Raw genomic sequence first — 25,063 nt, forward strand, 5'->3', positions numbered from 1 at the left:
GGATCTCCTGCTGTCGCAGCGGACGGCAATGGCGCCGTCGGCTGTGCAGGTAATGAGCGCTTGTCATAAGCTAGCGAAAAATTAGAGGACCGCTGCTTGTGCTCCGCAGCGACTCCCACGAGGCTGTTGCGTAATGTCCGGCGATTTGAGTCCCGACCGGATCGACGACAACGGGGAGTTGCATGATGAGCCACAGTGTCCGGCGTATCGCCCTGGTGACGGGCGGCTCACGCGGCATTGGCCGGGCCGTGGTGCTGCGGTTGGTCCGCGATGGATTCGATGTGGCGTTCTGCTACCAGCGCGAATCAGAGGCCGCCGATGACCTGGCAAAATCCGTGACTGAACTCGGGGGGCGGGCTTCGCATCGTCGGGTCAATGTAGCAGATGCGGCACAGGTTCGGGAATGGGTGCGTGACGTCGAGAACTCGCTCGGTCCGATCGACGTGGTGGTGACCTCCGCCGGGATCGTGCGCGACGGGCCACTGGTGATGATGCCGGACAAGGATTGGCAGGATGTCATCGACGTCAATCTCAGCGGCACGTTCAACGTCTGCCGCGCCACCGTCTTCGGAATGCTGAAGCGAAAGTCCGGATGCATTGTGAACATCTCTTCGGTGGCCGGCGTGCACGGGAATTCTACCCAGGCGAACTACTCCGCCTCCAAGGCCGGAATCATCGGATTCACGAAGGCCCTCTCGAAAGAGGTCGGCCGGTACGCGGTCCGCGTCAACGCGGTGGCTCCCGGGTTCATCGAGACCGACATGGTGGCCGGACTTTCCGACGGGTTGCGGAGCAAGGCCGTCGCCGGCGTCTCACTCGGCCGGATGGGCCGGCCCGACGAGGTGGCCGACGCGGTCGCGTACCTGGTGACCGCGGAGTACGTCACCGGCTCGGTGCTCCAGATCGATGGCGGCCTTTCGATCTGACGTCCTTACATGAGGAGTACAGGTATGAGCCCCACCAAGACACTGCGCACGGAGCGCTCCGCCAGGGAGTCCGTGGACAGCGGCCGCCGCTTCACGAGTTCGGCGTCCCTCCTCGAGTCCGCGGTGACGCCCAACGACGTCTTCCGCCGCTGGTTCGCCGACCAGCGGGTCCGCAACCGGTTCGAGGTCAACCGCATACCGTTCAAGGACATGCGCGGCTGGCAGTTCCACCCGGAGACCGGGAACCTGGGCCACACCAGCGGCCGGTTCTTCACCGTCGAAGGACTCCGGGTCGAGACGAACTGGGGTCACCACTCCTCGTGGGCGCAGCCGATCATCAACCAGCCCGAGATCGGCATCCTCGGGATCGTCGTCAAGGAATTCGACGGCGTGCTGCACTGCCTGATGCAGGCGAAGATGGAACCCGGGAACCTCAACACCATCCAGCTCTCACCGACGGTGCAGGCCACTCGCAGCAACTTCACCGGAGTGCACGGCGGACGCGGGATCACCTTCATCGAGTACTTCAGGGACCCGGAGCGCGGTCGGGTCCTCGTCGATTCGCTCCAGTCCGAGCAGGCCTCCTGGTTCCTGCGCAAGCGCAACCGGAACATGATCGTCGAGGTCACCGAGGAGGTCCCGCCGCACGAGGACTTCGTCTGGCTGACCGTCGGCCAGATCCATCAGCTCCTCCTCCAGGACAACATCGTCAACATGGACGCCCGGACCGTGCTGTCCTGCATCCCGTTCGACGCACCCAACGGCCCTGCCCGATGCGGCTCGGCCGGCCCGTTCCGGGAGGGGCTGGTGCGGTCGATGTCGGCCGACCAGGGGTCCGTGCACGGTACGGGCGAGATCCTGAGCTGGCTGACCGATCTCAAGACCCGCCACGCGCTGGTCCAGCGCAGCGTGCCGCTCCGGGAGGTCGAACACTGGCACGTGTCGGCCGACGTGATCGGCCACGAGACGGGGAAGTACTTCACCATCATCGCGGCCGACGTCCAAGCCCCCAACCGGGAGGTCTCCAGCTGGACCCAGCCGCTCCTGGCGCCCGTCGAGTGCGGCCGGGTCGCGATGATCGTCCGGCGGATCGACGGAGTGCTGCACCTGCTGCTCCGGGCCCGGCTGGAGGCCGGGGTGCTCAACGTCGCGGAGCTCGGCCCGACGGTGCAGTGCCTGCCGGGCAACTTCCGCGACGTCCCGGAGGAGCAACGCCCGCCCTTCCTCGACCTGGTGCTGCGGGCCGAACCCGGACGGCTGCGGTACGACGTGGTGCAGTCGGAGGAGGGCGGCCGCTTCCACCACGCCGAGAACCGCTACCAGATCATCGAGGTCGGGGAGGAGTTCGACCTCGAGGAACCCCCGGGGTTCCGCTGGATGACGGTGAACCAGATGACCGTGCTGCTGGCTCACAGCAACTACCTGAACATCCAGACCCGCAGCCTCCTGGCCGGCCTGCACACCATCTGGTGACCACCGTGGTGCGGCGGCCGCCCCGTGCCGTCGCCGCGAGGGTCCGGCCGGACGGGATCCGCCCCCGGCGACACGGGGAAGGCCCTCCGGTCAGCACATGTGCTGACCGGAGGGCCTTCCGTAGGCCTGGCGACGGACGAGTCGGCCTGTACGCCGGACATTCACTCGTCTGCGTCCTCGTCCACCTCCATGCCGGCCGGGGCCTCCACTTCATAGGTCCCACCGGAGAACACCGCCTCAAGGGCGGCCCGGTCGCGGGCCGCGGCCCCCTTCACCTGGTGGTGGTAGGTGCCCTTCAGCTCCTCGGTCGACGCGTGACCCATGTAGAGCTGCACCGTGGACTCAGGCACGCCCTGATCGAGGGCGTGGGAGGCGAAGGTGTGACGGAGGTCGTGGAAGCGGAAGCCCTCGGGAAGGCCCGTCTCCTTCAGCGCCCTCTTGAACGTCTTGTAGAAGGCGTCCCGCCGGAAGAGCTTCCCCCGGGACGACCGGAAGAGAACGCGGTGACCGTCCGGCGTGGCCAACACGCCCTGAGTGCCAAGGTGCAGCAGCAGGGCCTTGCGAGCAAAGGCCGGCAGAGGAACTTCTCGCATGTGCGAGGTCGCGCTCTTGTTGTACTCGACCAGTCGAGCTTGCGACTTCACCTTGATGACCTGGCGGCGCACGACGAGCACGCCGGAATCGAAGTCGATGACGTCCTCGCACAGGCCCAGGGCCTCACCAGAACGCAGGCCGCAGCCGACTCCGACCATGATCAGGGCCCGGGAGTGCGCGGGCATGGCCTGATGCAGAGCCCACACCTGCTCTCGCGTCGCCGGGACGAACCGCTTCTTCTTCACTTCGGGGAGGTCGATGTCCACGCACGGCGAGTGGAGCAGTACGCGCTTTCGGACGGCGCTGTTGATGCAGGCCCGGAACGTCTTGTAGATCAGGTGCACCGTGCGGGGTGCCAGCCCCTTCGCCTTCAGCCCGTTGACCCACGCCTGTACGTGAGGCGTCTCGATCCGGTGCAGGAGCATGCCGCCGAAGGCCGGCTGGATGTGCTTCCGGAGGTTGATCTCGTACGAGCCCTGAGTTCCCGGCCTCCGCTCCTTCGAGGTGATCCACTGCTGCGACCACTCCAGGAAGGTCGTCCGGAGGTGTCCCGGGCGGACGGCAACCCCCGGCGACGCGGCTTCGGGCACACGGCGCTCGTACGTCTCTTCTTCGGTGGTGTCCACAGGTCACTCCTCCGTTCGCCCAGAGGCTCTAACGACCGACGGCCCCCGAGGTGGACAGAACCGCTGCGAGAGGCCACGCCCGAGCGGCCTCTCATCGCCACACGATCGCCGCACGACACCGAGAAACAGGCCGGGAAGGCTCGACCAGGCAGGAGTGCGAACGTCCTCCGGCGGACATGCAAAAGGCCCCCCGACCTGCATATTTGCAGGCCAGGGGGCCTTTTGAGCCAGGCGACGGACGAGTCGGCCTTATACGCCGGGTTCTGTCTCCCGGGTTGCTTGCGCGGCCCGGGGAGGCGGCCATCCATCTAGGGCTGCCGTTGCCGACAGCCTCGTGCGGTCCACCCGCGGACTCGGGCGAGCAGCCCTCGAACATCCGCGCACGGCACCCCGAGGGGCACCGATCTTGACCTTGCTCCAGGTGGGGTTTACCGAGCCGGCCGAGTCACCTCGGTCGCTGGTGGTCTCTTACACCACCGTTTCACCCTTACCCGCCGCCGAAGCGGTGGGCGGTCTGCTTTCTGTGGCACTGTCCCGCGGGTCACCCCGGGTGGGCGTTACCCACCACCCTGCTCTGTGGAGCCCGGACGTTCCTCGGCGGGCCCCGTGAAGGACCCGTCGCGACCGCCCGGCCGGCTCGTCCGCCGTAGTGGTCATCGTAGCCGCTCGGGCGCCCCGCCCGGCACACCGGCCCGGGCCGGGTCGAGCCGGGCGGCGACCCGGGCGGCGCTCGCCGCGGCCCGCGGTGTGGTGGTGGCCAGGCCCAGTCCGATCACGGCGAGGCCGAGCGCGGTGACGATCCACCAGCCGGCGTGGCTGGCCTCCGCGAAGCCGGCGGCGACCGGGCCGGCCAGCGCCGAGGTGACCACCGTGCCGATCACCGCCACGCCCAGCGACTGGCCGACCGAGCGGCTGGTCGAGGCGACCGCGGCGGCCACCCCCGCCTGGGCGAGCGGCATGCCGGAGACCGCCGAGTTGGTGATCGGCGCGTTCACCAGCCCGAAGCCGAGTCCGAAGAGCGCGTAGGCGCCGAGCACCAGCGCGGGCGGCGAGTCCGCGGCCACCCGGGTCAGCAGCAGCCCGCTGGCGGCCAGTGCGGCGCCCGCGCAGACCAGCGGCATCCGCGGCCCGGAGCGTCCGACGATCCGCCCGGACACCGGTGCGAAGACCAGCATCATCACGGCCATCGGCAGCGTGAACAGCCCGGCCTGCACCGGGTCGTAGCCGCGCACCTCCTGCAGGTACAGCGCGTTGAGGAAGAGGAAGCCGCCGAGCGAGGCGAACGCGCAGACCGCGGTGACGGTGGCGCCGCCGAACGGGATGCTGGCGAAGAACCGCGGGTCGATCAGCGGCTCGCGCACCCGCGACTCCCAGATCGGCAGCAGGACGAGCGCGCCCAGTGCCACCCCGGCCAGCGCCAGGATCAGCGGGGAGGTCCAGCCGTGGCCGGGGCCCTCGATGATCGCGGCGGTACCGCAGCCGAGCAGCAGCATCATCAGCACCTGGCCGACCGGGTCGAGCCGGCGCGGCCGCGGCGAGCGGGACTCGGGCACGTACCGCACGGTCAGCACGAAGGCGGCGAGGCCGATCGGCACGTTGACCAGGAAGATCGCCGGCCAGCCCGCGCTGTCCACCAGGAAGCCGCCGATCAGCGGGCCGAGCGCCATCGAGATGCCGACCACGCCGCCCCAGACGCCGATCGCCTGGGCCCGCTCCCGGGGGTTCGTGAAGGTGTTGGTGATGATCGACATCGCCACCGGGTTGAGCATCGAGCCGCCGACCGCCTGCAGGCCGCGGAAGGCGATCAGCCAGCCCAGGCTCGGCGCGAGGCTGCACAGCAGCGAGCCGAGGACGAAGACCAACAGGCCGGTCAGGAAGATCCGCCGCCGGCCGACGCGGTCGGCCACCGATCCGGAGAGCATCAGCAGCGCGGCGAGCACCAGCGTGTAGGCGTCGATCACCCACTGCAGGCCGGAGGCTGGCGCGCCGAGGTCGTGCTGGACGGCCGGCAGCGCGACGTTCACCACGGTGGTGTCGAGGCTGACGATGAACAGGCTGAGACAGCAGACCGCCAGGACGAGCAGGCGGCGGCGCCGGTCGCCCGCGGGGGCGGGCGGACGGGCGGCGGGGCCGTCGTAGCCGGGACCGGGCGACGGCGGGACGGGTCGGCTCAGGGACACGGGCGGCTCACACGGGTGCGAAGCGGACGGTTCGGGTGGTGGGATCGGCACTGGTGAGGCGGACGCGGATGCGTTCGCCGAGCGGCAGCCCGGTCCCCTCGCCGTCGCACTTGGCGACGACGGCGGGATCGGCGAGCTGAACGGTTCCGCGGGCGGGCCTGCGCTCGTCGACGTCGATCACCACGGCGTCGAAGTCCTCGCCCTCGCGGCCCCGCAGCACCTCGGCCTCGATCAGGTCGACGCAGGCCCGCTCGACCTCGTGGGCCCGCCGGTCGCCGCGCTCCATCTCCCCGGGCACGTCGAGCAGCTCGTCCCGGACCCAGTCGGGCACGTCGGTGCCGCCGGCGACCGCCACGCAGATCTCCTGCGCGTACCGGTCGGCGAGGCGGCGCAGCGGCGCGGTGCAGTGCGCGTACGGCGCGGCGAGCGCGGCGTGGCCCGGGTCGGCGGGCGGCGGCACGCCCCGGGCCGCGTCGAAGGCGTGGTAGCCGGCGCCGCGCAGCAGGCCGGTGCACTCCTCCAGGAAGGCGGCGTTGCGGGTGTCCGCGGGGTCGAGCGAGCGGATCAGCCCGGGGTAGGTGGTGGACTCGGGCCAGTCCACGCCGAGCGCCCGGGCGACCCGGCGCAGCCGGGCGTAGGCGGCCTCGGGGGCGGTGGGCAGGGTGCGGAGCAGGCCGGTGCCGGCGTCGAGCATGAGGTCGGCGGCGGCCATGCCGGTGAGGAGCGAGATCTGCGCGTTCCAGGCGTCGGCCGGGCGCGGGGCGCGGTAGACGAGCCGGTAGCCGCCGTCGGCCGGTTCGACCTCCTGCTCGGGGACGGGCAGGCTGATGCCGCCGCGGGCGGCCTCCTGCTGTTCGCGCAGCCGTCCGATCTCGGCGAGGAGCCGGAGCTGCTCGTCGGCCGTGCCGGCGTCGAACGCCTCCTGGACGCCCGCGTAGTCCAGCCGGCGGCGGGAGCGGACCTGGGCGCGGCGGACGTCGGCGAGCACCACGGCGCCGTCCGCGTCCAGGTCGATCTGCCAGAGCACCGCGGGGCGCAGCCGTCCCGGCAGCAGGCTGGCCGCGTCCTCGGAGATCCGGGGCGGGTGCAGCGGCACCCGGACGTCCGGGAAGTAGAGGGTCTGCACCCGGCGGCGGGCCTCGGCCTCCACCGCCCCGCCCGGGACGACGAACGCGGCGACGTCGGCGATCGCGTAGTGGACGCGGTAGCCGCCGTCGCGGCGGGCCAGGTGCATCGCCTGGTCGAGGTCGAGGGAGTCCGGGGGGTCGAGGGTGAACAGCTCCAGGTCGGTCGCGTCGGCGTCCGGCAGTCGGGGGACGGCGGCCGCGCGGTCCGCCTCGGCGAGCACCTCGGCGGGCCAGTCGGTGCGGATCTCCAGCCGGCTGCGCAGCTCGGCGAGCTCGGTGTTGATCCGGGCGGTGTCGGCGGTGCGGACACTCAGTTGTCGACGCGGCATGACCGCAGCGTAAGCGGGCCCGCACCGGCGGGCCCGTCGGGCGCGTCCCGTCCGGTGGTCAGAGGCGGTGCGGCGGTGCGGCAGGGAGTTGACGCCCGGCGGGGGCGGAGGGTGGACGGCTTCGGGGTGGGCTGCCGGTCGCCAGTACAGTGGCGGGGTCCGCTGCCACAAAGTGTTGAGGAGTTCCGCCGTGCTGGTCCTGTTGCCGCCCTCGGAGGGGAAGGCCGCGTCGGCGGAGGGGGCACCGGTCGACCTGGGGGCGCTGTCGCTGCCGGGGCTGACCACGGCGCGGCGGGCCGTGCTCGACGCACTCGTCGGGCTCTGCCGCGGCGACGGGGACACCGCCGCCGAGGTGCTCGGGCTGTCCCCGGGGCTGCGTGGCGAGATCGCGCGCAACACCGGGCTGACCACGGCCGGGGCGCTGCCGGCCGGCGAGGTGTACACCGGTGTGCTCTTCGACAACCTGGGCCTCGCCAAGCTCGACCAGGAGGCCTACGGGCGGGCGGAGCGGACGCTGCTGGTCTTCTCCGGCCTGTGGGGGGCCGTGCGGATCGGCGACCGGATCCCGCCGTACCGGTGCTCGATGGGGGTGAAGCTTCCGCCGCTCGGCGCACTCGGGGCGTACTGGCGGGCCGCCACCGCGGAGGTCCTGCCGGAGGCGGCGGGGGCGGGGCTGGTGCTCGACCTGCGGAGTTCCGCGTACGCGGCGGCGTGGAAGCCGACCGGGGAGGTCGCGGGGCGGACGGCGACCGTGCGGGTGCTGCACGAGCGCGAGGTCGGCGGCGAACTCAAGCGGTCGGTGGTCAGCCACTTCAACAAGGCCACCAAGGGGCGCATCGTCCGGGACCTGCTGAACGCGGGCGCCGAACCCGCCACCCCCGGCGAACTCGTGGACGCCCTCGCCGACCTGGGCCACCGCGTCGAGGTCTCCGCCCCCGGCACCGCCCGCCGCCCCTGGCAGCTCGACGTCGTCGTCACCGAGATCCACTAGGCGCGGCGGGCAGCACGCAAGGGGCGCCCGGTGCGGATGGCCGAGCCGATCAGCGGACGGCTGGGCCGGTCAGAGGCGCTGGGGGCACCTCCCGGCCGAAGGCCGGCTGCGGAACTGCGCAATTCGGAATCGGCGTGCTTTGCGGGTTCGGCCGACCCCGGACTGCGCAGTTCCCCGCGCCCCTGATTGACCTCGCCGTGCCTGCAGAGTGAGCCCGCCCCGGACTGTGCAGTTCCGCCCCCAGCGGCCCTGACCGGACTCTCCCTACGGGCAGGCAGCCTCAGCGGAGGTGGCTGGTGTCGTTGAGGAGGCGGAGGGAGGCGTTGCCGTCGGTGTAGTACTGGACGGCGCAGAGGGAGGCCGCGGAGAGCTCCATCCGGTAGACCGCGTCGGGCGGGGCGCCGAGGGCGAGCCGGACGAGGGTCTTGATGGGGCTCACGTGGGAGACGACGAGGACCGTCCGGCCGGGGTGGCGGGCGAGGATCTTGTCGCGGGCGACGCCCGTCCGGTGGGCGAGGGAGGCGAAGCTCTCGCTGCTGCCGGTCGGCCGGGCCTTGGCGGAGGCCAGCCAGGCGTTCAGGTCGTCGGGGTACTGCTGCTGCACCTCGGCGAAGGTGAGGCCCTCCCAGGCACCGAAGTCGAGCTCCCGCAGGCCGTCCTCGATCCGGACGTCGAGCCCGAGCCGCCGGGCGACGGCCTCCGCGGTCTCGCGGGTGCGCCGCATGGGCGAGCTGACGACCGCCTGGACGCTGCCGCGGGCGGCGAGCGCCTCGGCGACCCGTTCGGCCTGCCAGCGGCCCTTCTCGGAGAGTTCGGGGTCGGTGCCGCCGCTGCCGGAGAAGCGCTTCTGCGGGGTGAGGGCGGTCTCGCCGTGCCGGAGCAAAACGAAGGTGCTGGGGGTGCCGAGGTCGGCGGGGGCGGCCCAGCCGGCGCGGGGGGCGGCCGGTTCGGGCAGCGGCTCCTCGACCGGGGCGGCCGGGACGGCGGAGGCCGCGGCGGCCCGGGGCGCCCACTGGCGGCCGGCCCGGCCGGCGTCCATGGCCTCGTTGGCGAGCCGGTCGGCGTCCTTGTTCCGCTCGCGCGGGATCCAGGTGTAGGCGACCTGGGCCCGCGGGAAGACGGTGCGGGCCTCGGCGGCCAGCGGCTGCATGTCGGGGTGCTTGATCTTCCAGCGGCCGGACATCTGCTCGACGACGAGCTTGGAGTCCATCCGGACGTCGACGGAGGCGTCCGGGTCGAGGCCGTGGGCGGCCCGCAGGCCGGCGATCAGGCCGCGGTACTCGGCCACGTTGTTGGTGGCGTGGCCGATGAACTCCGCGGCCTCGGCGATGATCGCACCGGTGTCGGCGTCGCGGACGACGGCGCCGTAGCCGGCCGGCCCCGGGTTGCCCCGGGAGCCGCCGTCGGCCTCGACGATGAACCTGCGGGGGGACACGCCGCTCAGACGCCCGACTCGGCGGTGCGCACCAGGATGCGGCCGCAGTTCTCGCAGCGGACGACCGCGTCGGCCGGCTCGGCCTTGATGGCGTTGAGGTCGGTGATGGCGAACTCGACCCGGCAGCCCTCGCAGCGGCGCTGCTGCAGGCGGGCCGCGCCGACGCCGCCCTGCTGCTCGCGCAGGCGGGTGTAGAGCTTGAGCAGGTCGGCGGGGATCACCTTGGCGACGGTCTCGCGGTCGCGGGCGGTCTTCTCGACCTCGGCGTCGATCTCGCCCCAGGCGGCGTCGCGGCGCTCCTCGGCCTCCTTGAGGACGACCTCGGAGTGCTGCAGACGGGCCGTCAGCTCGGTGACCCGGTCGTGGGCGGACTCCAGGCGCTCCATGACCTCCAGGACGACGTCCTCCAGGTCGGACTGGCGCTTGGCGAGCGAGCCGATCTCGTGCTGGAGGTTCTCCAGGTCCTTCGGGGAGGCGACGGTGCCGGAGTCCATCCGCTGCTGGTTGCGGGCGGCGCGGGCACGGACCTGCTCGACGTCCTGCTCGGCCTTGGTCTGCTCGCGGGTGGTGTCGGAGAGCTGGGCCTGGGCGGCGACGACCAGGTCCTTGAGGGCGGTGTGGTCGGCTCCGGCCTTCTCGATCTCGGAGAGCTCGGGCAGGCTGCGGCGCCGGTGGGCCAGCTGGTCCAGGCGGGAGTCGATGGCCTGCAGGTCGAGCAGGCGGATCTGGTCGGCGGGCGCGGCGTTCAAGCGGGAAGCTCCTGTGTGGAATCGATCAGGTGTCAGGCGGTGTACGGCATGGGGGCGTGCCCCGTCCACGGGTCGGTGACCAGGTGGGAGACCTTGGTCTCCAGTTGCCAGCCGTGCTTGCCGGCCGCCTCGTCCAGGGACCGGGCGGCGAGGTTCAGCCAGGGCCACTCGGTGGCCCAGTGGGCGGCGTCGACGAGGGCGGTCGGGGCGGCCTCGGACGCCTCGGAGGCGGGGTGGTGGCGCAGGTCGGCGGTGACGTAGGCGTCGACGCCCGCGGCGCGGACCTCGGCGAAGAAGGAGTCGCCGGAGCCGCCGCAGACGGCGACCCGGCCGATCGTCCGCTCCGGGTCGCCGGAGACGCGGACGCCGGTGGCGGTGGCGGGCAGTCCGGCGGCGACCTGCGCGGCGAACGCGGCGAGGGTCATCGGCTCGGGCAGCACGCCGATCCGGCCGCCGCCGCGGCGGCCGGCCGGGTCGGTCGGGTCGGGGACGAGCGGGCCGGTGACGCGCAGGCCGACGGCCTCGGCGAGGGCGTCCGAGACGCCGGGGTCGGCGTGGTCGGCGTTGGTGTGCGCGACGTGCAGGGCGATGCCCTGCCGGATCAGGGTGTGGACGACCCGGCCCTTGAAGGTGGTGGCGGCGACGCTGGTGGTGCCGCGCAGGTAGAGGGGGTGGTGGGTGACGACCAGGTCGGCGCCCCACGCGACGGCCTCGTCGACCACCGGCTGCACCGGGTCGACGGCGAACAGCACCCGCCGGACCTCGGCCTCCGGGTCGCCGCAGACCAGCCCGACGGCGTCCCAGGACTCCGCCCACTGCGGCGGGTACAGCTCTTCGAGCGCGGTGATCACGTCGGACAGTTTCGGCACCTGTCGAGACTACCGCGCCCGGCGGGCGCCCCGGTGCGCGCCGTTCGGCGGCCGTCCGCACAGCTGCGCGTCAACCCGCGCGCGGCGGCGCGCCGTCCGCCGACCGGCCGGTCCGCGGCGCACGTCGCACGGGGTGCGCTCCGGGGCGCCGGGCGGGGCCCGGAGCGCACCCCGGGGCCCGCGCAGGACCGGAATCGGATCTGGATCACCCTTACGAGTGAAGTGACCCGGGCTGCGTTGAGTCACACCGACCACGAAAGTAACTTCAGTTCCGCGAACGAGAGTTGCCCTGACCTGGGGGGTCGGGAAGGGCGCCGGGCTCCGGCGCGGGCCGGACGAGTGGCCCGCGGACGGTCCGGCAACCGGGCGGCTCTCGTCACTTCCAGAACGACCGGGCCGCGGTGCAGGAGCAGTGGGCACCCGCGGCGTCGACACGAAGGGGTGTGAAGCGATGGGGGCGGGCACACCGCTGCGTTCGGCCTCGGTGGCGGGGCCGGTCGGTGACGGGCCGGATGCGGACGGCACGGCACTGGAGGTCGTGCGGACGGCCGAGGCCGGTGCGCAGGGGCGGGGAGGCGAGGGCGGCCGGGCGGCCGCCGTCGACGGCCCCCGGCGCACCGCCCGGCCGTCCGCGCCGGCGGGTCGCGCGGGGAGGCGCGACGAGCCGGCGGGCTCGGAACTCCGCGGTGGCGGGCGGGGCTTCGCCGAGCCGCAGGTCGGCCCCTTCGAGGGGAGGGGGTCGGCCCGGCCGGCACGGGAGGCCGACGCACCGGAGCGGTTATCCGCCGCGCTCGCCGCAGCCGGCCTCGCCGCACCACCGGGGCCGCCGGCGGGCGCCACCGGCACGGCACTGGACCACTGGGTCGCCGACCGGCTCGGCCGGGACGGCGATCCCGGCGTCCCCTGGCCGCAGGCCCGTCCCGTCGCCACGGCGCTGGCCGACCTGCTCGTGCGGGTGCACGGGCTGGGCGCGGCGCTGCGCGACCTCCGCGCCGACCGGGTCCTCGTCGGACCGGACGGCCGGATCGTCCTGCTCGACCCGCGGCCGTACCCGGCACCGCGCTCCGGCGCCGCCGTGCTGCACCGCGGCCCGTACGCCGACGACCGGCAGGCCCTCGGCGGACTGCTCCTCCTGCTCGCCACCGGCCGGCCGCCGCTGCTCGCCGAGGAGTTCCCGGAGGCCCGGGCCGGCACCCCGCCGGCCCCGCCCGCCGCGGCCCGGCTGCGGCGCTGGCTGGCCCTGGCCGCGCGGAGCGGCGAGACCGCCCGCCGGCTCGCCCCCGTCGTGCTAGGCCTGACCGCCGACTCCCCCGCGGACCGCTGGCCGCCGCAGCGGGCCCTGGCGGCGCTCACCGGTACTGCGGCCGCGCCCGCAGTACCGGCCGCGCCCGCAGTGCCGTCCCCGCCGTCCCCGTCCTCCCCCGGCGGCCGCACCGGTACCTGACCCGCGCGCCGCCCGCCCCCAACCCCCGTACGGATCAGGAGAGCCGCCGATGAGCACCGTTGCCCGGAGCGCCGCGCAGGCGCTGCGCCGGTTCGGCTTCACCTTCGCCGCCGACGGCTCGCACGCCGCCTGCCTGGCCGCCGGCCCGGACGGCGGCTGGTACGCCGAGAGCTGGCGGCTGCCCGCCGACGGCTCCGCCGCCGGGCCCGTCCCGCTGCCCCCGCCCGGCGGCCGCACCGAGACCCTGCGCTCGCAGCTGGTCGCGCTCCCTGACGGCCGGGTGCTGGTCTGCCGGCACGACGGCGAGCGGCACGACCTCGTCCTGCTGTCCGCGGAGCCGGACGGCCGCGAGCAGCAGCTGGCCCGGCTCTGGCTGCCCGGGTTGCGGCTGCTGCCGCAGCCCGGTGGTGGCGCGGTCGCCCTCGGCACCGACGGCCGGCCGGTCACCACGGTCTGGCGGATCCCCGCGGACGGCTCGCCGCCGGCCCAGGCCGCCGAGCTGCCCGGGATGTACGGCGGCGGGGTCTGGCTGGACACCGCCGGGCGGCTGCTGGCCCTCGACCGGGTCGCCGACGGTGCGGTGCGCACCGTCGTCCTGGACCTCGAACTCGGCGCCGTCACCCCGCTGCTGGAGATCGCCGAGGGCAGCAACGACCGGCTGGTGCTGTTCGACCCGGCGAGCGGCTTCGGCCTCGTCCGCAGTGACGCGCCGGGCGCCGACCGCCTCGGCTGGGCGGTGCTCGGCGGCTCCGACCCGGTCCGCTTCCCCGACTGCCTGCACACGCCGGGGCCGGTGCCGCGACCGGTCGCGCTCGCCCCGGACGGGTCCGCCGATCCGCGCGTCGTGCTGCAGCTCGACCACGGCGCGGCCACCGGCCTCGCGCTCTGGCAGCCCTCCTCGGGCCGGCTGGAGCGGCTGCCGGCACCGCCCGGCCGGTTCGGCGAGACCGGCCACTGGTCGGCGGCGGGCCTGCGGATCCCGTACTCGGCGCCGGACCGCCCGGCCGCCCTCGCCACCGTCGACGTGGACGCCCTGCTGACGGCCGGCGGCACGGGCGCCCCGGGCGCCGTCCCGCCGCCGCTGCCGCTGCAGCTCGCCCCGCTCGGCTCCGGTGCCGTCCACGGCGAGCAGCCCGCCGGGCTGGCCGACGCGCACCCTCCGGGCTGGCGGGTGGACGGCTCGGCCGAACCCGGCGACGGCGGCAGCTGGCACACGGCCCGGCTGGTGCACCTCGGCGGCCCGGCCGGCCCGCTGGAGGCCGTCGTGTACGGCGGCGACTCCTGGCTGGCCGCCCCGCACCTCGTGCTGGCGCTGCACGGCGGCCCCGCCGACACCTGGCGGCTGGAGTTCGACCCGGCGCTGCAGCGGATGGCCGACCGCGGCACGGCCGTGGTCGCCGTCAACCAGCGCGGCTCGACCGGCTACGGGGCCGAGCACGAGGCGGCGGTGCACGGCGCCTGGGGCGGCCCGGACCTCGACGACGTGCTGCACCTGCTGGACGGGCTGGCCGAGCAGCGCGCCGCCCTCGGCCTGGAGCCGCCCGCCCTGTTCGGCGTCAGCTACGGCGCCTTCCTGGCCCTGCTGGCCGCCGCGCACGCCCCGGCCGGGCACTTGGCGCGCTGCGCGGTGGTGGCGCCCTTCCTGTCCGGGGCGCGGCTGCTCGCGGAGGCCGCCGAGCCCGTCCGGGCGATGTGCGAGCGCCTCGGCGGCGAGGCCGAACCGCAGGACGCCCGCGGCCCGCGCGACGTGCTGCAGCTCGCCGGGCGGCTGACGGCCCCGCTGCTGGTCGTGCACGGCGACCGGGACGAGGTGGTGCCGGTCGGGCAGTCCCGCACCCTCCGTCACGAGCTGCTGCGGCTCGGCCGGGCCGAGGGCACCGACTTCCGGTACGTGGAGGCCGCCGGGGCCGGCCACGACCTGCTGGCCGAGGAGGGCGCCGCCGTCCTGCACGAGCTGCTGGCGGGCTTCCTGCGCACCGGCAGACCGGCCTGACGGCCCGCCCCGGCGCCACTGGATCGGAGTGTGCCGTGCGCGGGCAGTGACGGCCCCGATAGGCTCGTACCCGATCCGGCCGCTGCGGCGGCCGGGGTCCCGGGCGCCGAACGTCCGGGCGGCCGGGCCGCCGAGTGCCCGGCCGGACGACGCTGCAGCCGCAGCACCGCACCGCACGGAGAACACAGATCCTGATGTCCGAAACCCTCACCGACACCACCGAGCACGACCGCACCGCGCCCGGCGCCGACGAGGCCATGGCCGAGGACACCGCGCACGGCCGCCACCGCGGCACGACGGCGCCGGACGACCGGGCCGATGCCGACCCGCACGGCCGGCACCGTCGCTGACCTGATCGAACGGCTGCGGCCCGGGGCTCCTGCCCCGGGCCGCAGCCGTTCCGTCGTTCTCCCGGCCGCTCTCGACTCAGTCGAAGGTGACCACGGTGCGCAGCCCCTCGCCGCGGCGCATGCCCGCGACGGCCTCGCCGACCCGGGCGAGCGGCACCCGGTGGGTGACCAGCGCGGCCAGGTCGAGCCGCCCGGCCCGCCACAGGTCGATCACCCGGGCCGCGGTGCGGGCGACGTCGCCGCCGCCGTACAGCGAGGGCAGCACGCGCTTCTCGTTGAAGAACAGTTCGCCGAGGCTGAAGGAGACCTTGTCGTCGCGGGCGCCGGCGCCGACCACCACGACGGTGCCGCCGCGCCGGGCGGCGTCGTAGGCGGCGCGGACGGTCTCCGAGCGGCCGACCGCCTCCACCACGCAGTCGTAGCCGCCGAGGGCGAGTCCCTTGGCGGCGGCCCGCAGTTCCTCCGGGGCGAGGGCGTCGGTGGCGCCGAGCGCCAGGGCCAGCTCGCGGCGGGCGGCGACCGGGTCGACCACGGTGACCCGGGCCGCGCCGCTGACCAGCGCGGCCTGGACGGCGGCCGCGCCGACCCCGCCGGCGCCGAGCACGGCGACGGTGGCGCCCGGCTCGATCCGGGCGGTGTTGACCACCGCGCCGAAGCCGGTGGTGACCCCGCAGCCGACCAGTGCGGCCAGCTCGAAGGGCAGGTCGGCGGGCACCTTGAGCACGGCGTCGGCGGCGACCACGGCCTCCTCGGCGAAGCTGCCGGTGCTGTAGAAGCCGTGCGCGGCGGTGCCGTCGCCGAAGCGGAAGGTGGGCTCGGCGAGCCGCTTGAGGCTCGCGGTGCACAGGTGGGTCTCGCCGCGGGTGCAGAACGCGCAGCGGCCGCAGGGCGGCATCCAGCAGAGCACCACCCGGTCGCCCGGGGCGAGGCCGGTGACGCCCGCGCCGACCTCGGTGACCTCGCCGGCGCCCTCGTGGCCCGGCACGAACGGGGCCGGCTGCGGCAGGACGCCGCTCATCGCGGAGAGGTCGGAGTGGCAGAGCCCGGCGGCGCGCATCCGGACCCGGACGGTGCCCGGCCCGACGTCGACCGTCTCCACGTCGTCGCGGACCTCCAGCCCGTCCTGGCCTGTCTCGTGCAGGATCGCTGCGCGCATCGGTGCTCCCGTTCCCCTCGTTGCCCCGGTCGACCCGGACGACCGACCCGGACGGCCCGCGCACGCCCGCGTGCGGCGGCGCCCGACGGCACGAGCGTACGGGCGCCGGGCGCGGAGGCCGGGCTCCGGGCGCGGACCTGGGCGGCCGGCGGCCGCGGACCGTCGGGTAGGGTCCGCTGCACCCGTCCGTCCGGCACCAGGGAGCACCAGCATGACCGACCGCCACGACGCGCCCGGCGCGGCCCGCCCGGAGCCCGAGGTGCTGAAGGCCTTCGAGTCGGCGACCGGTTTCATGCCGGTGGACGAGGGCCTGGCGCTGTACGCGGCGGCGGTGGAGGCTGCGGAGCGCACCGGGCTGCCGGTGCTGGAGATCGGCACGTACTGCGGCCGCTCGGCGGTCCTGCTCGCGGACGCGGCCCGGCGGACCGGCACGGTGGCGCTCACCGTGGACCACCACCGCGGCTCGGAGGAGCAGCAGCCGGGCTGGGAGTACCACGACCCGACGCTGGTCGACCCGGAGGTAGGCCGGATGGACACCCTGCCGTCCTTCCGCCGGACGCTGTTCCAGGCCGGGCTGGAGGAGTACGTGGTGGCCCTGGTGGGCCGCTCGCCGCAGATCGCGGCGCTGTGGGGCGGCCGGCTGGCGCTGGTCTTCGTCGACGGCGGGCACACCGACGAGCACGCGACCGGCGACTACGAGGGCTGGGTGCCGCACCTGGCCGAGGACGGCCTGCTGGTGGTGCACGACGTCTTCCCGGACCCGGCGGACGGCGGCCAGGCGCCGTACCGGGTGTACCTGCGGGCACTGGCCGAGGGCTTCGAGGAGGTCTCGGTGACGGGGTCGCTGCGGGTGCTGCGGCGGCGGACCTCGGGCTGACCGGCGCCGGCCGGTCGGTCCGGCCGGCCGGACCGGACCGGCGGGCGCCGCGGGCACGATCCCGGGCGCTCCGCCGTCGTACGACACGGCGGTACCACCGGGTGCCGTGCCGTGGCACACCCGCGGTCTGTACGGTGTCGGACAGCAGTCGAACGGCTGGGCACGGCGCGGTGGGTGCAACGCGACTACGCAGCGGGGCGAGGGCAGGGGAATGACGGATCAGGACAACACGCCGCCGGCGGTCTGGGACCCGACCGCGCGCGGCGGTGCCGGCGGCTGGGTGCGGCGCAGGCCGACGCCCGAGGGCGCGCCGCCGCCCCCGGCCGGTGCCCCGGGCCGCCCGGCCGCCGCGCCCTCCGGCTTCCCGCCGCACGCGCAGCCGTTCCCCCCGCAGGCCGGGCCGCACGCGGGCCCGCAGGCGCCGGGCGCGTCCGTCCCTCCGCCGGGCTTCCCGCCGGCCCGCGGGGCGGCGGGGGACGAGCAGGCGACGACGCTGCTGCCACCGGTGCCCGCGGGCGACCAGGGGCCGCCGCCGGGCGCCCGGCCGTACGTGGCCGGCGCGCAGCCGGGTGCGGCACCGGCGGGCTTCCCGCCGCAGGACCGGACGCAGGCCTTCCCCGCAGCGGCTCCGCCGCAGCAGGGCTTCCCGCCGCCGCAGGGCTTCCCGCCCGGGCCCGGCTTCCCGCCGCAGGGCGGCGCCCCGTTCGACGGCGGCGGCCGCCCGCCGTTCCCCGCCTTCGACCCGGCGCAGGCCGCCCCGTACCCGGCCGCCGCCCCGGGCCCGGCGTACGAGGACCTGGACGCCGAGGAGCCGGCCCGCAACCGGACGCCGCTGCTGATCGGCGCGGGCGTGGCGCTGCTGCTGCTGGTCGGGGTCGGCACGGTCTGGGCGGTGCAGAACTCGGGCTCGGACGGCAAGCCGACGGCCAACGCGCCGGCCGCCTCCGCGGTGCCGCCGCCCGGGCAGGGCGGGGCCGGCGGTGCGGCGCCGTCCACCCCGGCGGGCGGGTCGGCGGCGGCCTCGCCGAGCGACGGCGCGAGCGCCGGGCCCGGGGCCGAGGGGCAGGCCAAGGCGCTGGACGCGCTGCTGGCCCGCGGCGAGAGCGCCAAGGCACCGATCGGCAGCGCGGTCGCGAAGGTGACGAGCTGCCCGGACAAGGCGGAGATCAGCGGTGCCGCGCAGGTCTTCGACGACGGGGCCTCCCAGCGCGACCAGCTGGTCGCCGACCTCGGCAAGCTGGACCTCGGCGCGCTGCCGGGCGGCGCGGAGGCCGCGCAGACCCTGAAGTCCGCCTGGCAGACCTCGGGCGACATCGACCGGGCGTACGCGGCCTGGGCGCGGACGGTCGCCGGCCAGGGCTGCTCCGGCAGTTCCGCCCCGAACACCGCCGACAAGAAGCGCGCCAACGACCTCAATCCGCAGGCCACCCAGTCCAAGAAGGACTTCGTGGCGAAATGGAACGCCATCGCGAAGACCTACGGTCTGACCGAGCGCACCTGGGACAGGATCTGAACCACCCGTGACCGGCACCACCAACGACCCCCAGTACCCGGAGCGCCCCCGCCGCGCCCGCCGCCTCGGCATCGCCGTGCTCGTCTGCACGGTGCCCGCGCTCTGCGCGGGCGGCTGGTTCGGCTGGCAGGCGCTCGCCGACGGCTCCCGTCCGGCGGCCGCGTCCGCCGCCACCCCGGCGGACACCGCCGCGGCACCGGCGCCGGACCCGTCCCCGTCCGGGCCGGCCCCGGCCTCCTCCGCTGCGACGGCGGGCGGGCCCGCGCCGAGCGCCTCCGCGCCGACCGGCTCCGGGCCGCTGAACGGCCGCACCGTGCTGCTCGACCCGGGGCACAACCCGGGCAACGTCAAGCACACCGGCGAGATCAACAAGCAGGTGGACATCGGCAACGCCCGCAAGGAGTGCGACACCACCGGTACGGCGACCAACGCGGGCTACAGCGAGGCCGCGTACACGCTGGACGTGGTGCACCGGGCGCGGGAGATCCTGCGGCAGCGCGGTGCGAACGTGGTGCTCACCCAGGACGGCGACCGGCCGTTCGGGCCGTGCATCGACGAGCGGGCCCGGATCGGGAACCAGGCGAAGGCGGACGCGGCGGTGTCCGTGCACGCCGACGGCGCCCCGTCCGGTGCGCACGGCTTCCACGTGATCATGCCGGGGAAGGTCACCGCTGGCGCCGCCGACACCTCGGCGATCGTCGACCCCTCGCACCGGCTGGGCCTGGAGCTGCGGGACGCCTTCAAGCAGGCGACCGGCCAGCCGTACGCCGACTACATCGGCAAGGACGGCCTGGACACCCGCACGGACCTGGGCGGGCTCAACCTGTCGCGGGTGCCGAAGGTGTTCATCGAGTGCGGGAACATGCGCAACGCCGCGGACGCCCAGCACATGACGGACCCGCAGTGGCGGCAGAAGGCCGCCGAGGGGATCGCGGAGGCGGTGACCGCCTTCCTGGCCGGGGGCTCGTGACGGCGCGCACGACCGGCGGGGCCGCACCGGCCCGTCCGCCGGTCGCGCGCTGACCTGGAGTCACGGCGATTTGGCAACGAAATCGGGGGTTTCCCCGGGGCGCTGTGCACAGCGCACGACCCGGGCCCTAGGCTCTAGCAGTCCGGGGACGTCCCGTACCGGTCAGCCGACCGCCCGACACGCAGTCCACGACACACCAACGAGGGGAACGTTAGTGAATCTGCGCGCTCTCACGCGGGGAGACGCCGCCGTCGCAGGTGCGGCCGTACTGCTCTTCATCGCGTCCTTCCTGCCCTACCTGACGGTCGAGTTCTGCATCGCCAACCGGTGCACCTCGGACAGCCAGAACGCGTGGAAGGCCTCGCTCTTCCCGATCCTGCCGTCGGCGTTCCTGCTCGGCATCGTCGCGGCGGCGCTGATCCTGGTGCACCGCCTGCAGGGCGAGGCCTCGGCCACCCGGCAGGTCCTCGGCCTGCGCCTCGACCAGTGGGGCACCGCACTGTCGGTCGCCACGCTGTGGTCGGCGCTCTGGGCGATCGGCGGCGGCGGGGACGGCGTGAGTCACGGCTTCGGCGCCTGGCTCGGCCTGCTGGCCGCGCTGGTGCTGGCCGGTGCCGCCGCGGCGGGCCCGCTGGTGCCGGCCCTGCAGGGGCCGCTGCTGACGGACAAGCCGGCCGCGCCGGCGCAGCCGTACCAGGCGTTCCCGCAGGGCGCGGGCCAGCCGGGCCAGCCCGGCCAGTACGGCTACCCGCAGGCCGGGCAGCCCGGTGCGGCGCAGGCCCCGGCCTACGGCGCGGAGCAGCAGCAGGCCGGCGGCTACGGCTACCCGGGTGCGGCCCAGCAGGCCGCGCAGCCGGTGCACGACGCCGCCCCGGCCGCGCCGTTCCAGCCGTTCTGGTTCGCGGTGCCGGCCGTCCGCCAGCTGGCGAACAAGGACAACCCGGCGGCGCCGCCGGTCGGCGAGCTCGTCCCGGGCACCTGGTACCTGGCGGTCGAGCAGCGCGGCGCGGCGCTGGTGGCGCAGCTGCCGGACGGTTCGCACGGCCTGCTGGCCGACGCCTCCGGCATCCAGCGCGGCTGACAGCGGCTCAACGCCGAAGGGGCGGCACCCGGTCGGGTGCCGCCCCTTCGGCGTGCGTGCGGGGTTCTCAGCAGCAGTCGTTGACGACCAGTCCGGCGGGCAGACCGTCGCCGCCGAAGACGGCCACCGTGGCGTGGTCGCCGCCGAGGGCGGCGACGGCGAGCAGCAGGGCGCCGGCCGTCCAGGTGGTGCGCTCCTCGGGCCAGATCGCGTCGTCCTCGAAGACGTAGCCCGTCCAGTAGGAGCCGTCGGTGTGCCGCAGGTGCTGGATCCAGCGGAGTATCTCGACGGCGCGGTCGGACTGGCCGACCGCCCAGAGGGCGAGGGCGAGTTCGGCGCTCTCGCCGCCGGTGACCCAGGGCCGGTCGCTGACGCAGCGGACGCCGAGGCCGGGGACGACGAAGCGGTCCCAGTCGCGGGCGATCCGCCGATCGGCCTCGGCGCCGCGCAGGGCGGTGCCGAGCACCGGGTAGTACCAGTCCATCGAGTAGCGGTCCTTGTCGAGGAACCGCTCCGGGTGGTGGGCGATCGCGTGGCGCAGCCGGCCGGCGGCCAACTCCCAGTCGGGCTGGGGCTCTTCGAGGTGGTCGGCGATGGCGAGGCCGCACCGCAGGGCGTGCAGGATCGACGAGGAGCCGGTGAGCAGCGCCTCGTCGGGGGCGGTGCCGTCCTCGTCCCGGCGCCAGGCGATGGGGCCGCCGGGCAGCCGCAGGCCGACGGTGAAGTCGAGCGCGCGGCGGACGGTGGGCCAGATCCACTCCAGGAAGGCGTCGTCGCCGGTGGCCAGGTGGTGGTGCCAGGCGCCGACGGCGACGTACGCGCAGAAGTTGGTCTCCTTGGCGGGGTTGGTGACCTCGCCGTCGGGGCCGCCGTGGCCGTAGGAGTAGGCGGCGTACCAGGAGCCGTCGGGGTTCTGGTGGTCGACCAGCCAGCGGTAGGCGGCCTCGGCGGCGGCGTGCTCGCCGGCCGTGTCGAGGGCCATCGCGGCCTCGGTGTGGTCCCACGGGTCGAGGTGGCCGCCGTGGAACCACGGCAGGGCGCCGTCGGGCTGCTGGTCGGCGAGGATCGACCGGACGGTGGCGGCGGCCTGCTCGGCGTCGAGGACGCCGTCGAGCAGCAGCGCCTCGGGGACGGCCGCCGTCACTTGCCGGCCCGGTGCGGCTTGGAGGCGTACACCACGAAGCTCTTGCCGATCACGGGGTTGAGCGCCTTCTCGGCGGCCTTGGTGATCGTGCTGATCACCGGGGTGCCGACGATGTCCCAGACCAGCAGCTGGTGGTAGGCACGGACGGGCAGCGCCTTGTCGTTGTTCACGCCGACGGCGCACTTGATCCACCAGTACGGCGCGTGCAGGGCGTGCGCGTGGTGGGTGCCGTAGGGCTCCAGGCCGGCCTCGCGGACCTTGTCGACGAGTTCGTCGCCGCGGTAGATGCGGATGTGGCCGCCCTCGACCTCGTGGTACTCGTCGGAGAGCGCCCAGCAGATCTTCTCCGGCAGGTAGCGGGGCACGGTGACGGCGAGCAGACCGCCCGGCTTCAGCACCCGCACCATCTCGGCCAGCACGCCCTTGTCGTCCGGGATGTGCTCCATGACCTCGGAGATGATGATCCGGTCGAAGGTGTCGTCCTCGAAGGGCAGGTTGAGCGCGTCGCCCTCCATGGCGGTGGCGGAGGCGCCCGCCGGGGCCTCGCCGGCCTGCTCCATCGCCGCGAACCACTTGCGGACCTCGGCGATCTCGTCGCCGTTCTGGTCCAGGGCGACGACGTTCGCGCCGCGGCGGTAGGCCTCGAAGGCGTGCCGGCCCCCGCCGCAGCCCAGGTCGAGCACCCGGTCGCCGGGGGCGAGCGGGAAGCGGGAGAAATCGACGGTCAGCACTGCGGGGCTCCCATTCGTTGCTGCTGTACTGAAGGAGGTGGGCGAAGCGTCAGGTGACGTAGCGCCAGCCGCGGCCGGCGCGGGCGCGCTGCCCGGCCCCGGTGGCGACGGCGGCGCGGTAGCGCTCGGCGGTGAGCTCGGCGGCGCGTTGCCAGGTGAAGTTGGCCAGCACCCGCTCGCGGCCGGCGGCGCCGAGGCGTTCTCGCAGCGCGGGGTCGTCGAGCAGCCGGCCGAGGGCGGCGGCGAGCGCGCCGGCGTCGGCGGGCGGCACGGCGAGGCAGGTCTCGTCGTCCTTGCCGGAGACCTCGGGGATGGCGCCGCCGGTGGTGGCGACCAGCGGCGTGGCGGTGGCCATGGCCTCGGCGGCGGGCAGCGAGAAGCCCTCGTACAGCGAGGGGACGCAGGCGACCTCGGCGGAGCGGTACAGGTCGACGAGCTCCCGGTCGGTCAGCCCCGTCCGGAAGTCGATGTGCTCCTCCAGGCCGAACCGGCGGACGGCGTCGGCGACCGGGCCGTCCTCCTTCTGCGGCTTGCCGACGACCACGAGGTGGGCCTCGCGCTCGGTGCGGACCTTGGCGAGCGCCTCGACGAGGTGGACGAGGCCCTTCAGCGGGACGTCGGCGGAGGAGGTGGTGACGATCCGCCCGGGCACGGTGGCCACCGACGGGTCGGGCGACCAGAGCCGGGTGTCGGCGCCGATCGGCACCACCGAGACGGCGCCGGCGGCGACGCCGAGGTGCTCGACGATCTCCGCGGCGGAGCTCGCGGAGACGGTGATGACGTGCTCCAGGCGCGCGGCGACCCGCTTCTGCATCCGGGTGAAGGCGTACCAGCGGCGCAGCGAGAGCCGCTTGACGGCGGTGGCCGCGGCCTCCAGCTCCAGGCGGCGGTCCACGGTGATCGGGTGGTGCACGGTGGTGACCAGCGGGAAGCCGTGCCGCTCCAGGCCGAGCAGGCCGTAGCCGAGGGTCTGGTTGTCGTGGACGACGTCGTAGCGGCCTCTGTGCCGGGCGAGGAACTGCCGGGCGCGCAGCGAGAAGGTCAGCGGCTCGGGGAAGCCGCCGGTGCGCATGGTGAGGAACTCCAGCACGTCGACCGGGCCGCGGTACTCGGCGAGGGCCGGGGTGCGGAAGGGGTCGTCGGCGCGGTACAGGTCGAGGCTGGGCAGCTCGACCAGCCGGACGGAGCCGGGGCCCTCGACCTCGTCGAGGACGGGGAACGGCTGGGCGCCGATCACGTCGACGTGGTGGCCGAGGCGGGCGAGCTCGCGGGACAGGTGCCGGACGTAGACGCCCTGGCCGCCGCAGAACGGATCGCCGCGGTAGGAGAGCAGGGCGATCCGCAGCGGTCGCGGCGACGCGGTCATGCTGGTCCCCTTGTCCCTACTCAGCCCGGCTCGGCGGCCGCAGCGGCTAAAGTAGATCACGTTTCACGGTGGAGTGTGTCATCGTCGTCGGGCATGTGAACAACGAGAGACCTCGAAGATACCGGCCCGTAGCTTCGCGGTTCGGGCCGGGGATGGTGATTCACGCCACGTGCCCGGTCCCGTCCCGTCGACGCCCTGGGGGCTGTGTTGACCGTGTCCACCACTGCCGGCCGCCGGCTCTCCCCGCGCCAGGCGGAGCGGCGCCGCGGGATCCTGCGCGCCGCCGCCGCGCTCGCCTCCAGGGGCGGCTGGGAGGCCGTCCAGATGCGCGACGTCGCCGAGGACGCGGAGGTCGCGCTGGGCACCCTGTACCGCTACTTCCCGTCCAAGGTGCACCTGCTGGTGGCGGTGATGGAGGAGCAGCTGCGGCAGCTGAAGGAGCAGGTGAGGCGGCATCCGCCGACCGCCGCGGACCCGGCCGGCCGGGTCGCCGAGACGCTGACGCTGGCCTTCCACGCCCTGCAGCGCGACCCGCGGCTGGCGGAGGCGATGGTGCGGGCGCTGTCGTTCGCGGACCGCTCGGTCGGGCGGGAGGTGGACGCGGTGGCGGACCTGACGTCCGAGATCGTGCTCGCCGCCGCGCGGCTGCCCGGGCAGCCGACCGCGGAGCAGCAGGCGGCGCTGCGGGTGGTCGGGCACACCTGGCACGCGACGCTGCTGAGCTGGCTCTCCGGCCGCAGCTCCCTCGCCGAGGTCCGCGCCGACCTGCACACGGCCGCCCGCCTGCTGACCCCGACGGGCTAGGCACGCCCGGGGGCGGGGGGAACTGCGCGATTCGGATGCGGGTCACCGTACGAACCGGGGGTCGACCCCGACCGCCGGTACGTCCGCTCTCGGACTGCACGGTTCCGCGCGCCCCTGCGGCGCCGCCTCAGGCGGAGGGCCTGGAACTGGAACGCGTTCTACCGGACGGACTGCGTGCCGTTCGCGGGTGCCGGTTAGAGTCGGGGCCGCACGACAACTCCATCCGCCCCTCCCGGGGGAAGCCGGTGCGAATCCGGCGCTGACCCGCAACCGTGAGCCCGCCCCGCGGGCGAGCCGGACTGCCCGGGGCCGGGGCGAGCGGCCGGCCGGGCGTG

At 74.8% G+C, this 25,063-nt stretch carries 21 protein-coding genes, 1 other RNA gene and 1 riboswitch; of the genes, 11 read left to right on the forward strand and 11 right to left on the reverse strand.

The annotated features are described in order from the left end of the window. Positions 1–185 precede the first annotated feature (185 nt). On the forward strand, positions 186–926 hold the full coding sequence (fabG, locus tag IE98_RS0109470; protein ID WP_030267267.1) for a 3-oxoacyl-ACP reductase FabG: 741 nt from the start codon (positions 186–188) through the stop codon (positions 924–926). Between the two features lie 24 nt (positions 927–950). Next, positions 951–2,399, forward strand: coding sequence for an NDP-hexose 2,3-dehydratase family protein (locus tag IE98_RS0109475; protein WP_030267270.1), 1,449 nt, complete (start codon positions 951–953; stop codon positions 2,397–2,399). Between the two features lie 161 nt (positions 2,400–2,560). Here IE98_RS0109475 and IE98_RS0109480 read toward each other — a convergent pair whose 3' ends face one another. The 4 genes from IE98_RS0109480 to IE98_RS0109490 all read right to left on the reverse strand — a co-directional run bounded on the left by IE98_RS0109480 (position 2,561) and on the right by IE98_RS0109490 (position 7,255). After that, on the reverse strand, positions 2,561–3,619 hold the full coding sequence (locus IE98_RS0109480) for a tyrosine-type recombinase/integrase (RefSeq protein WP_030267272.1): 1,059 nt from the start codon (positions 3,617–3,619) through the stop codon (positions 2,561–2,563). Between the two features lie 235 nt (positions 3,620–3,854). Next, an RNA gene (rnpB, locus tag IE98_RS44440) (RNase P RNA component class A) lies at positions 3,855–4,259 on the reverse strand. Positions 4,260–4,272: 13 nt separating this feature from the next. Beyond that, positions 4,273–5,703 carry a DHA2 family efflux MFS transporter permease subunit gene (locus tag IE98_RS0109485; RefSeq protein ID WP_043173833.1) on the reverse strand — a complete coding sequence of 477 codons (1,431 nt, stop codon included), beginning with the start codon at positions 5,701–5,703 and terminating at the stop codon, positions 4,273–4,275. Positions 5,704–5,806: 103 nt separating this feature from the next. Continuing rightward, positions 5,807–7,255 (reverse strand): RNB domain-containing ribonuclease, encoded by a 1,449-nt coding sequence (locus IE98_RS0109490; RefSeq protein WP_030267277.1) that lies wholly within the window; start codon positions 7,253–7,255, stop codon positions 5,807–5,809. Between the two features lie 190 nt (positions 7,256–7,445). Between IE98_RS0109490 and yaaA the strand changes: the two genes are divergently transcribed. Then, complete coding sequence (gene yaaA / locus IE98_RS0109495) at positions 7,446–8,246, forward strand: peroxide stress protein YaaA (RefSeq protein WP_030267280.1); 801 nt, start codon at positions 7,446–7,448, stop codon at positions 8,244–8,246. A gap of 280 nt (positions 8,247–8,526) precedes the next feature. Here yaaA and IE98_RS0109500 read toward each other — a convergent pair whose 3' ends face one another. The 3 genes from IE98_RS0109500 to IE98_RS0109510 are packed head-to-tail and all read right to left on the reverse strand — an operon-like array spanning position 8,527 to position 11,299. After that, complete coding sequence (locus IE98_RS0109500) at positions 8,527–9,690, reverse strand: bifunctional RNase H/acid phosphatase (protein ID WP_420706175.1); 1,164 nt, start codon at positions 9,688–9,690, stop codon at positions 8,527–8,529. Further along, a complete protein-coding gene (locus IE98_RS50030; protein ID WP_030267287.1) occupies positions 9,687–10,430 on the reverse strand; it encodes a zinc ribbon domain-containing protein in 744 nt (247 codons plus the stop codon). Before IE98_RS50030 ends, IE98_RS0109500 begins: the two co-directional genes overlap by 4 nt. A 32-nt stretch (positions 10,431–10,462) precedes the next feature. Beyond that, positions 10,463–11,299 (reverse strand): Nif3-like dinuclear metal center hexameric protein, encoded by an 837-nt coding sequence (locus IE98_RS0109510; protein WP_030267290.1) that lies wholly within the window; start codon positions 11,297–11,299, stop codon positions 10,463–10,465. A gap of 451 nt (positions 11,300–11,750) precedes the next feature. Between IE98_RS0109510 and IE98_RS0109515 the strand changes: the two genes are divergently transcribed. The 3 genes from IE98_RS0109515 (at position 11,751) to IE98_RS50035 (ending at position 15,086) form a co-directional block, all read left to right on the forward strand. Then, positions 11,751–12,743 (forward strand): hypothetical protein, encoded by a 993-nt coding sequence (locus IE98_RS0109515; protein WP_030267298.1) that lies wholly within the window; start codon positions 11,751–11,753, stop codon positions 12,741–12,743. A 49-nt stretch (positions 12,744–12,792) separates the two neighbouring features. Continuing rightward, positions 12,793–14,736 (forward strand): alpha/beta hydrolase family protein, encoded by a 1,944-nt coding sequence (locus IE98_RS48970; protein WP_052390335.1) that lies wholly within the window; start codon positions 12,793–12,795, stop codon positions 14,734–14,736. Positions 14,737–14,930: 194 nt separating this feature from the next. Further along, on the forward strand, positions 14,931–15,086 hold the full coding sequence (locus tag IE98_RS50035) for a hypothetical protein (protein WP_199922888.1): 156 nt from the start codon (positions 14,931–14,933) through the stop codon (positions 15,084–15,086). Positions 15,087–15,162: 76 nt separating this feature from the next. Here IE98_RS50035 and IE98_RS0109530 read toward each other — a convergent pair whose 3' ends face one another. Next, the gene (locus IE98_RS0109530; RefSeq protein ID WP_030267302.1) at positions 15,163–16,242 is read right to left on the reverse strand and encodes an alcohol dehydrogenase catalytic domain-containing protein; all 1,080 of its coding nucleotides are present in this window, start codon (positions 16,240–16,242) and stop codon (positions 15,163–15,165) included. 211 nt (positions 16,243–16,453) lie between these two features. Here IE98_RS0109530 and IE98_RS0109535 point away from each other — a divergent pair, with 211 nt between their 5' ends. From IE98_RS0109535 to IE98_RS0109555, 4 genes are all read left to right on the forward strand, one after another. Continuing rightward, positions 16,454–17,119, forward strand: a complete 666-nt coding sequence (locus tag IE98_RS0109535) for a class I SAM-dependent methyltransferase (protein WP_030267305.1) — start codon at positions 16,454–16,456, stop codon at positions 17,117–17,119. 211 nt (positions 17,120–17,330) lie between these two features. Next, positions 17,331–18,632, forward strand: a complete 1,302-nt coding sequence (locus IE98_RS44415) for a hypothetical protein (protein WP_052390336.1) — start codon at positions 17,331–17,333, stop codon at positions 18,630–18,632. Positions 18,633–18,639: 7 nt separating this feature from the next. Further along, positions 18,640–19,602, forward strand: a complete 963-nt coding sequence (locus IE98_RS0109550) for an N-acetylmuramoyl-L-alanine amidase (protein ID WP_052390337.1) — start codon at positions 18,640–18,642, stop codon at positions 19,600–19,602. Positions 19,603–19,816: 214 nt separating this feature from the next. After that, positions 19,817–20,683, forward strand: a complete 867-nt coding sequence (locus IE98_RS0109555) for a hypothetical protein (RefSeq protein ID WP_030267312.1) — start codon at positions 19,817–19,819, stop codon at positions 20,681–20,683. A 67-nt stretch (positions 20,684–20,750) separates the two neighbouring features. Here IE98_RS0109555 and IE98_RS0109560 read toward each other — a convergent pair whose 3' ends face one another. The 3 genes from IE98_RS0109560 to IE98_RS0109570 are packed head-to-tail and all read right to left on the reverse strand — an operon-like array spanning position 20,751 to position 23,924. Continuing rightward, entirely contained in the window at positions 20,751–21,827 is a 1,077-nt protein-coding gene (locus IE98_RS0109560; RefSeq protein ID WP_030267314.1) for a prenyltransferase, read from the reverse strand. Continuing rightward, positions 21,824–22,558 carry a class I SAM-dependent methyltransferase gene (locus IE98_RS0109565; protein ID WP_030267317.1) on the reverse strand — a complete coding sequence of 245 codons (735 nt, stop codon included), beginning with the start codon at positions 22,556–22,558 and terminating at the stop codon, positions 21,824–21,826. The genes IE98_RS0109560 and IE98_RS0109565 overlap by 4 nt, the downstream gene beginning before the upstream one ends. A gap of 49 nt (positions 22,559–22,607) precedes the next feature. Beyond that, on the reverse strand, positions 22,608–23,924 hold the full coding sequence (locus IE98_RS0109570; protein WP_030267320.1) for a glycosyltransferase family 4 protein: 1,317 nt from the start codon (positions 23,922–23,924) through the stop codon (positions 22,608–22,610). Positions 23,925–24,128: 204 nt separating this feature from the next. On the opposite strand from IE98_RS0109570, the gene IE98_RS0109575 reads away from it, so the two are divergent. Next, positions 24,129–24,728, forward strand: a complete 600-nt coding sequence (locus IE98_RS0109575) for a TetR family transcriptional regulator (RefSeq protein WP_106976553.1) — start codon at positions 24,129–24,131, stop codon at positions 24,726–24,728. A 235-nt stretch (positions 24,729–24,963) separates the two neighbouring features. Next, a riboswitch (cobalamin riboswitch) is annotated at positions 24,964–25,033 on the forward strand. Positions 25,034–25,063: the final 30 nt, after the last annotated feature.

Source organism: Streptomyces sp. NRRL B-24484 (assembly GCF_000717715.1).
In the GTDB taxonomy this organism is placed as follows: Bacteria; Actinomycetota; Actinomycetes; order Streptomycetales; family Streptomycetaceae; genus Kitasatospora.

What these genes read in the sequence shown, in the direction of transcription:
- IE98_RS44415 (WP_052390336.1), top strand. Translation starts at nt 17,331, where the DNA reads ATGACGGATCAGGACAACACGCCGCCGGCGGTCTGGGACCCGACCGCG.
- IE98_RS0109515 (WP_030267298.1), top strand. Translation starts at nt 11,751, where the DNA reads ATGGGGGCGGGCACACCGCTGCGTTCGGCCTCGGTGGCGGGGCCGGTC.
- IE98_RS48970 (WP_052390335.1), top strand. Translation starts at nt 12,793, where the DNA reads ATGAGCACCGTTGCCCGGAGCGCCGCGCAGGCGCTGCGCCGGTTCGGC.
- IE98_RS0109570 (WP_030267320.1), bottom strand. Translation starts at nt 23,924, where the DNA reads ATGACCGCGTCGCCGCGACCGCTGCGGATCGCCCTGCTCTCCTACCGC.
- IE98_RS50035 (WP_199922888.1), top strand. Translation starts at nt 14,931, where the DNA reads ATGTCCGAAACCCTCACCGACACCACCGAGCACGACCGCACCGCGCCC.
- fabG (WP_030267267.1), top strand. Translation starts at nt 186, where the DNA reads ATGAGCCACAGTGTCCGGCGTATCGCCCTGGTGACGGGCGGCTCACGC.
- IE98_RS0109490 (WP_030267277.1), bottom strand. Translation starts at nt 7,255, where the DNA reads ATGCCGCGTCGACAACTGAGTGTCCGCACCGCCGACACCGCCCGGATC.
- IE98_RS0109535 (WP_030267305.1), top strand. Translation starts at nt 16,454, where the DNA reads ATGACCGACCGCCACGACGCGCCCGGCGCGGCCCGCCCGGAGCCCGAG.
- IE98_RS0109475 (WP_030267270.1), top strand. Translation starts at nt 951, where the DNA reads ATGAGCCCCACCAAGACACTGCGCACGGAGCGCTCCGCCAGGGAGTCC.
- IE98_RS0109530 (WP_030267302.1), bottom strand. Translation starts at nt 16,242, where the DNA reads ATGCGCGCAGCGATCCTGCACGAGACAGGCCAGGACGGGCTGGAGGTC.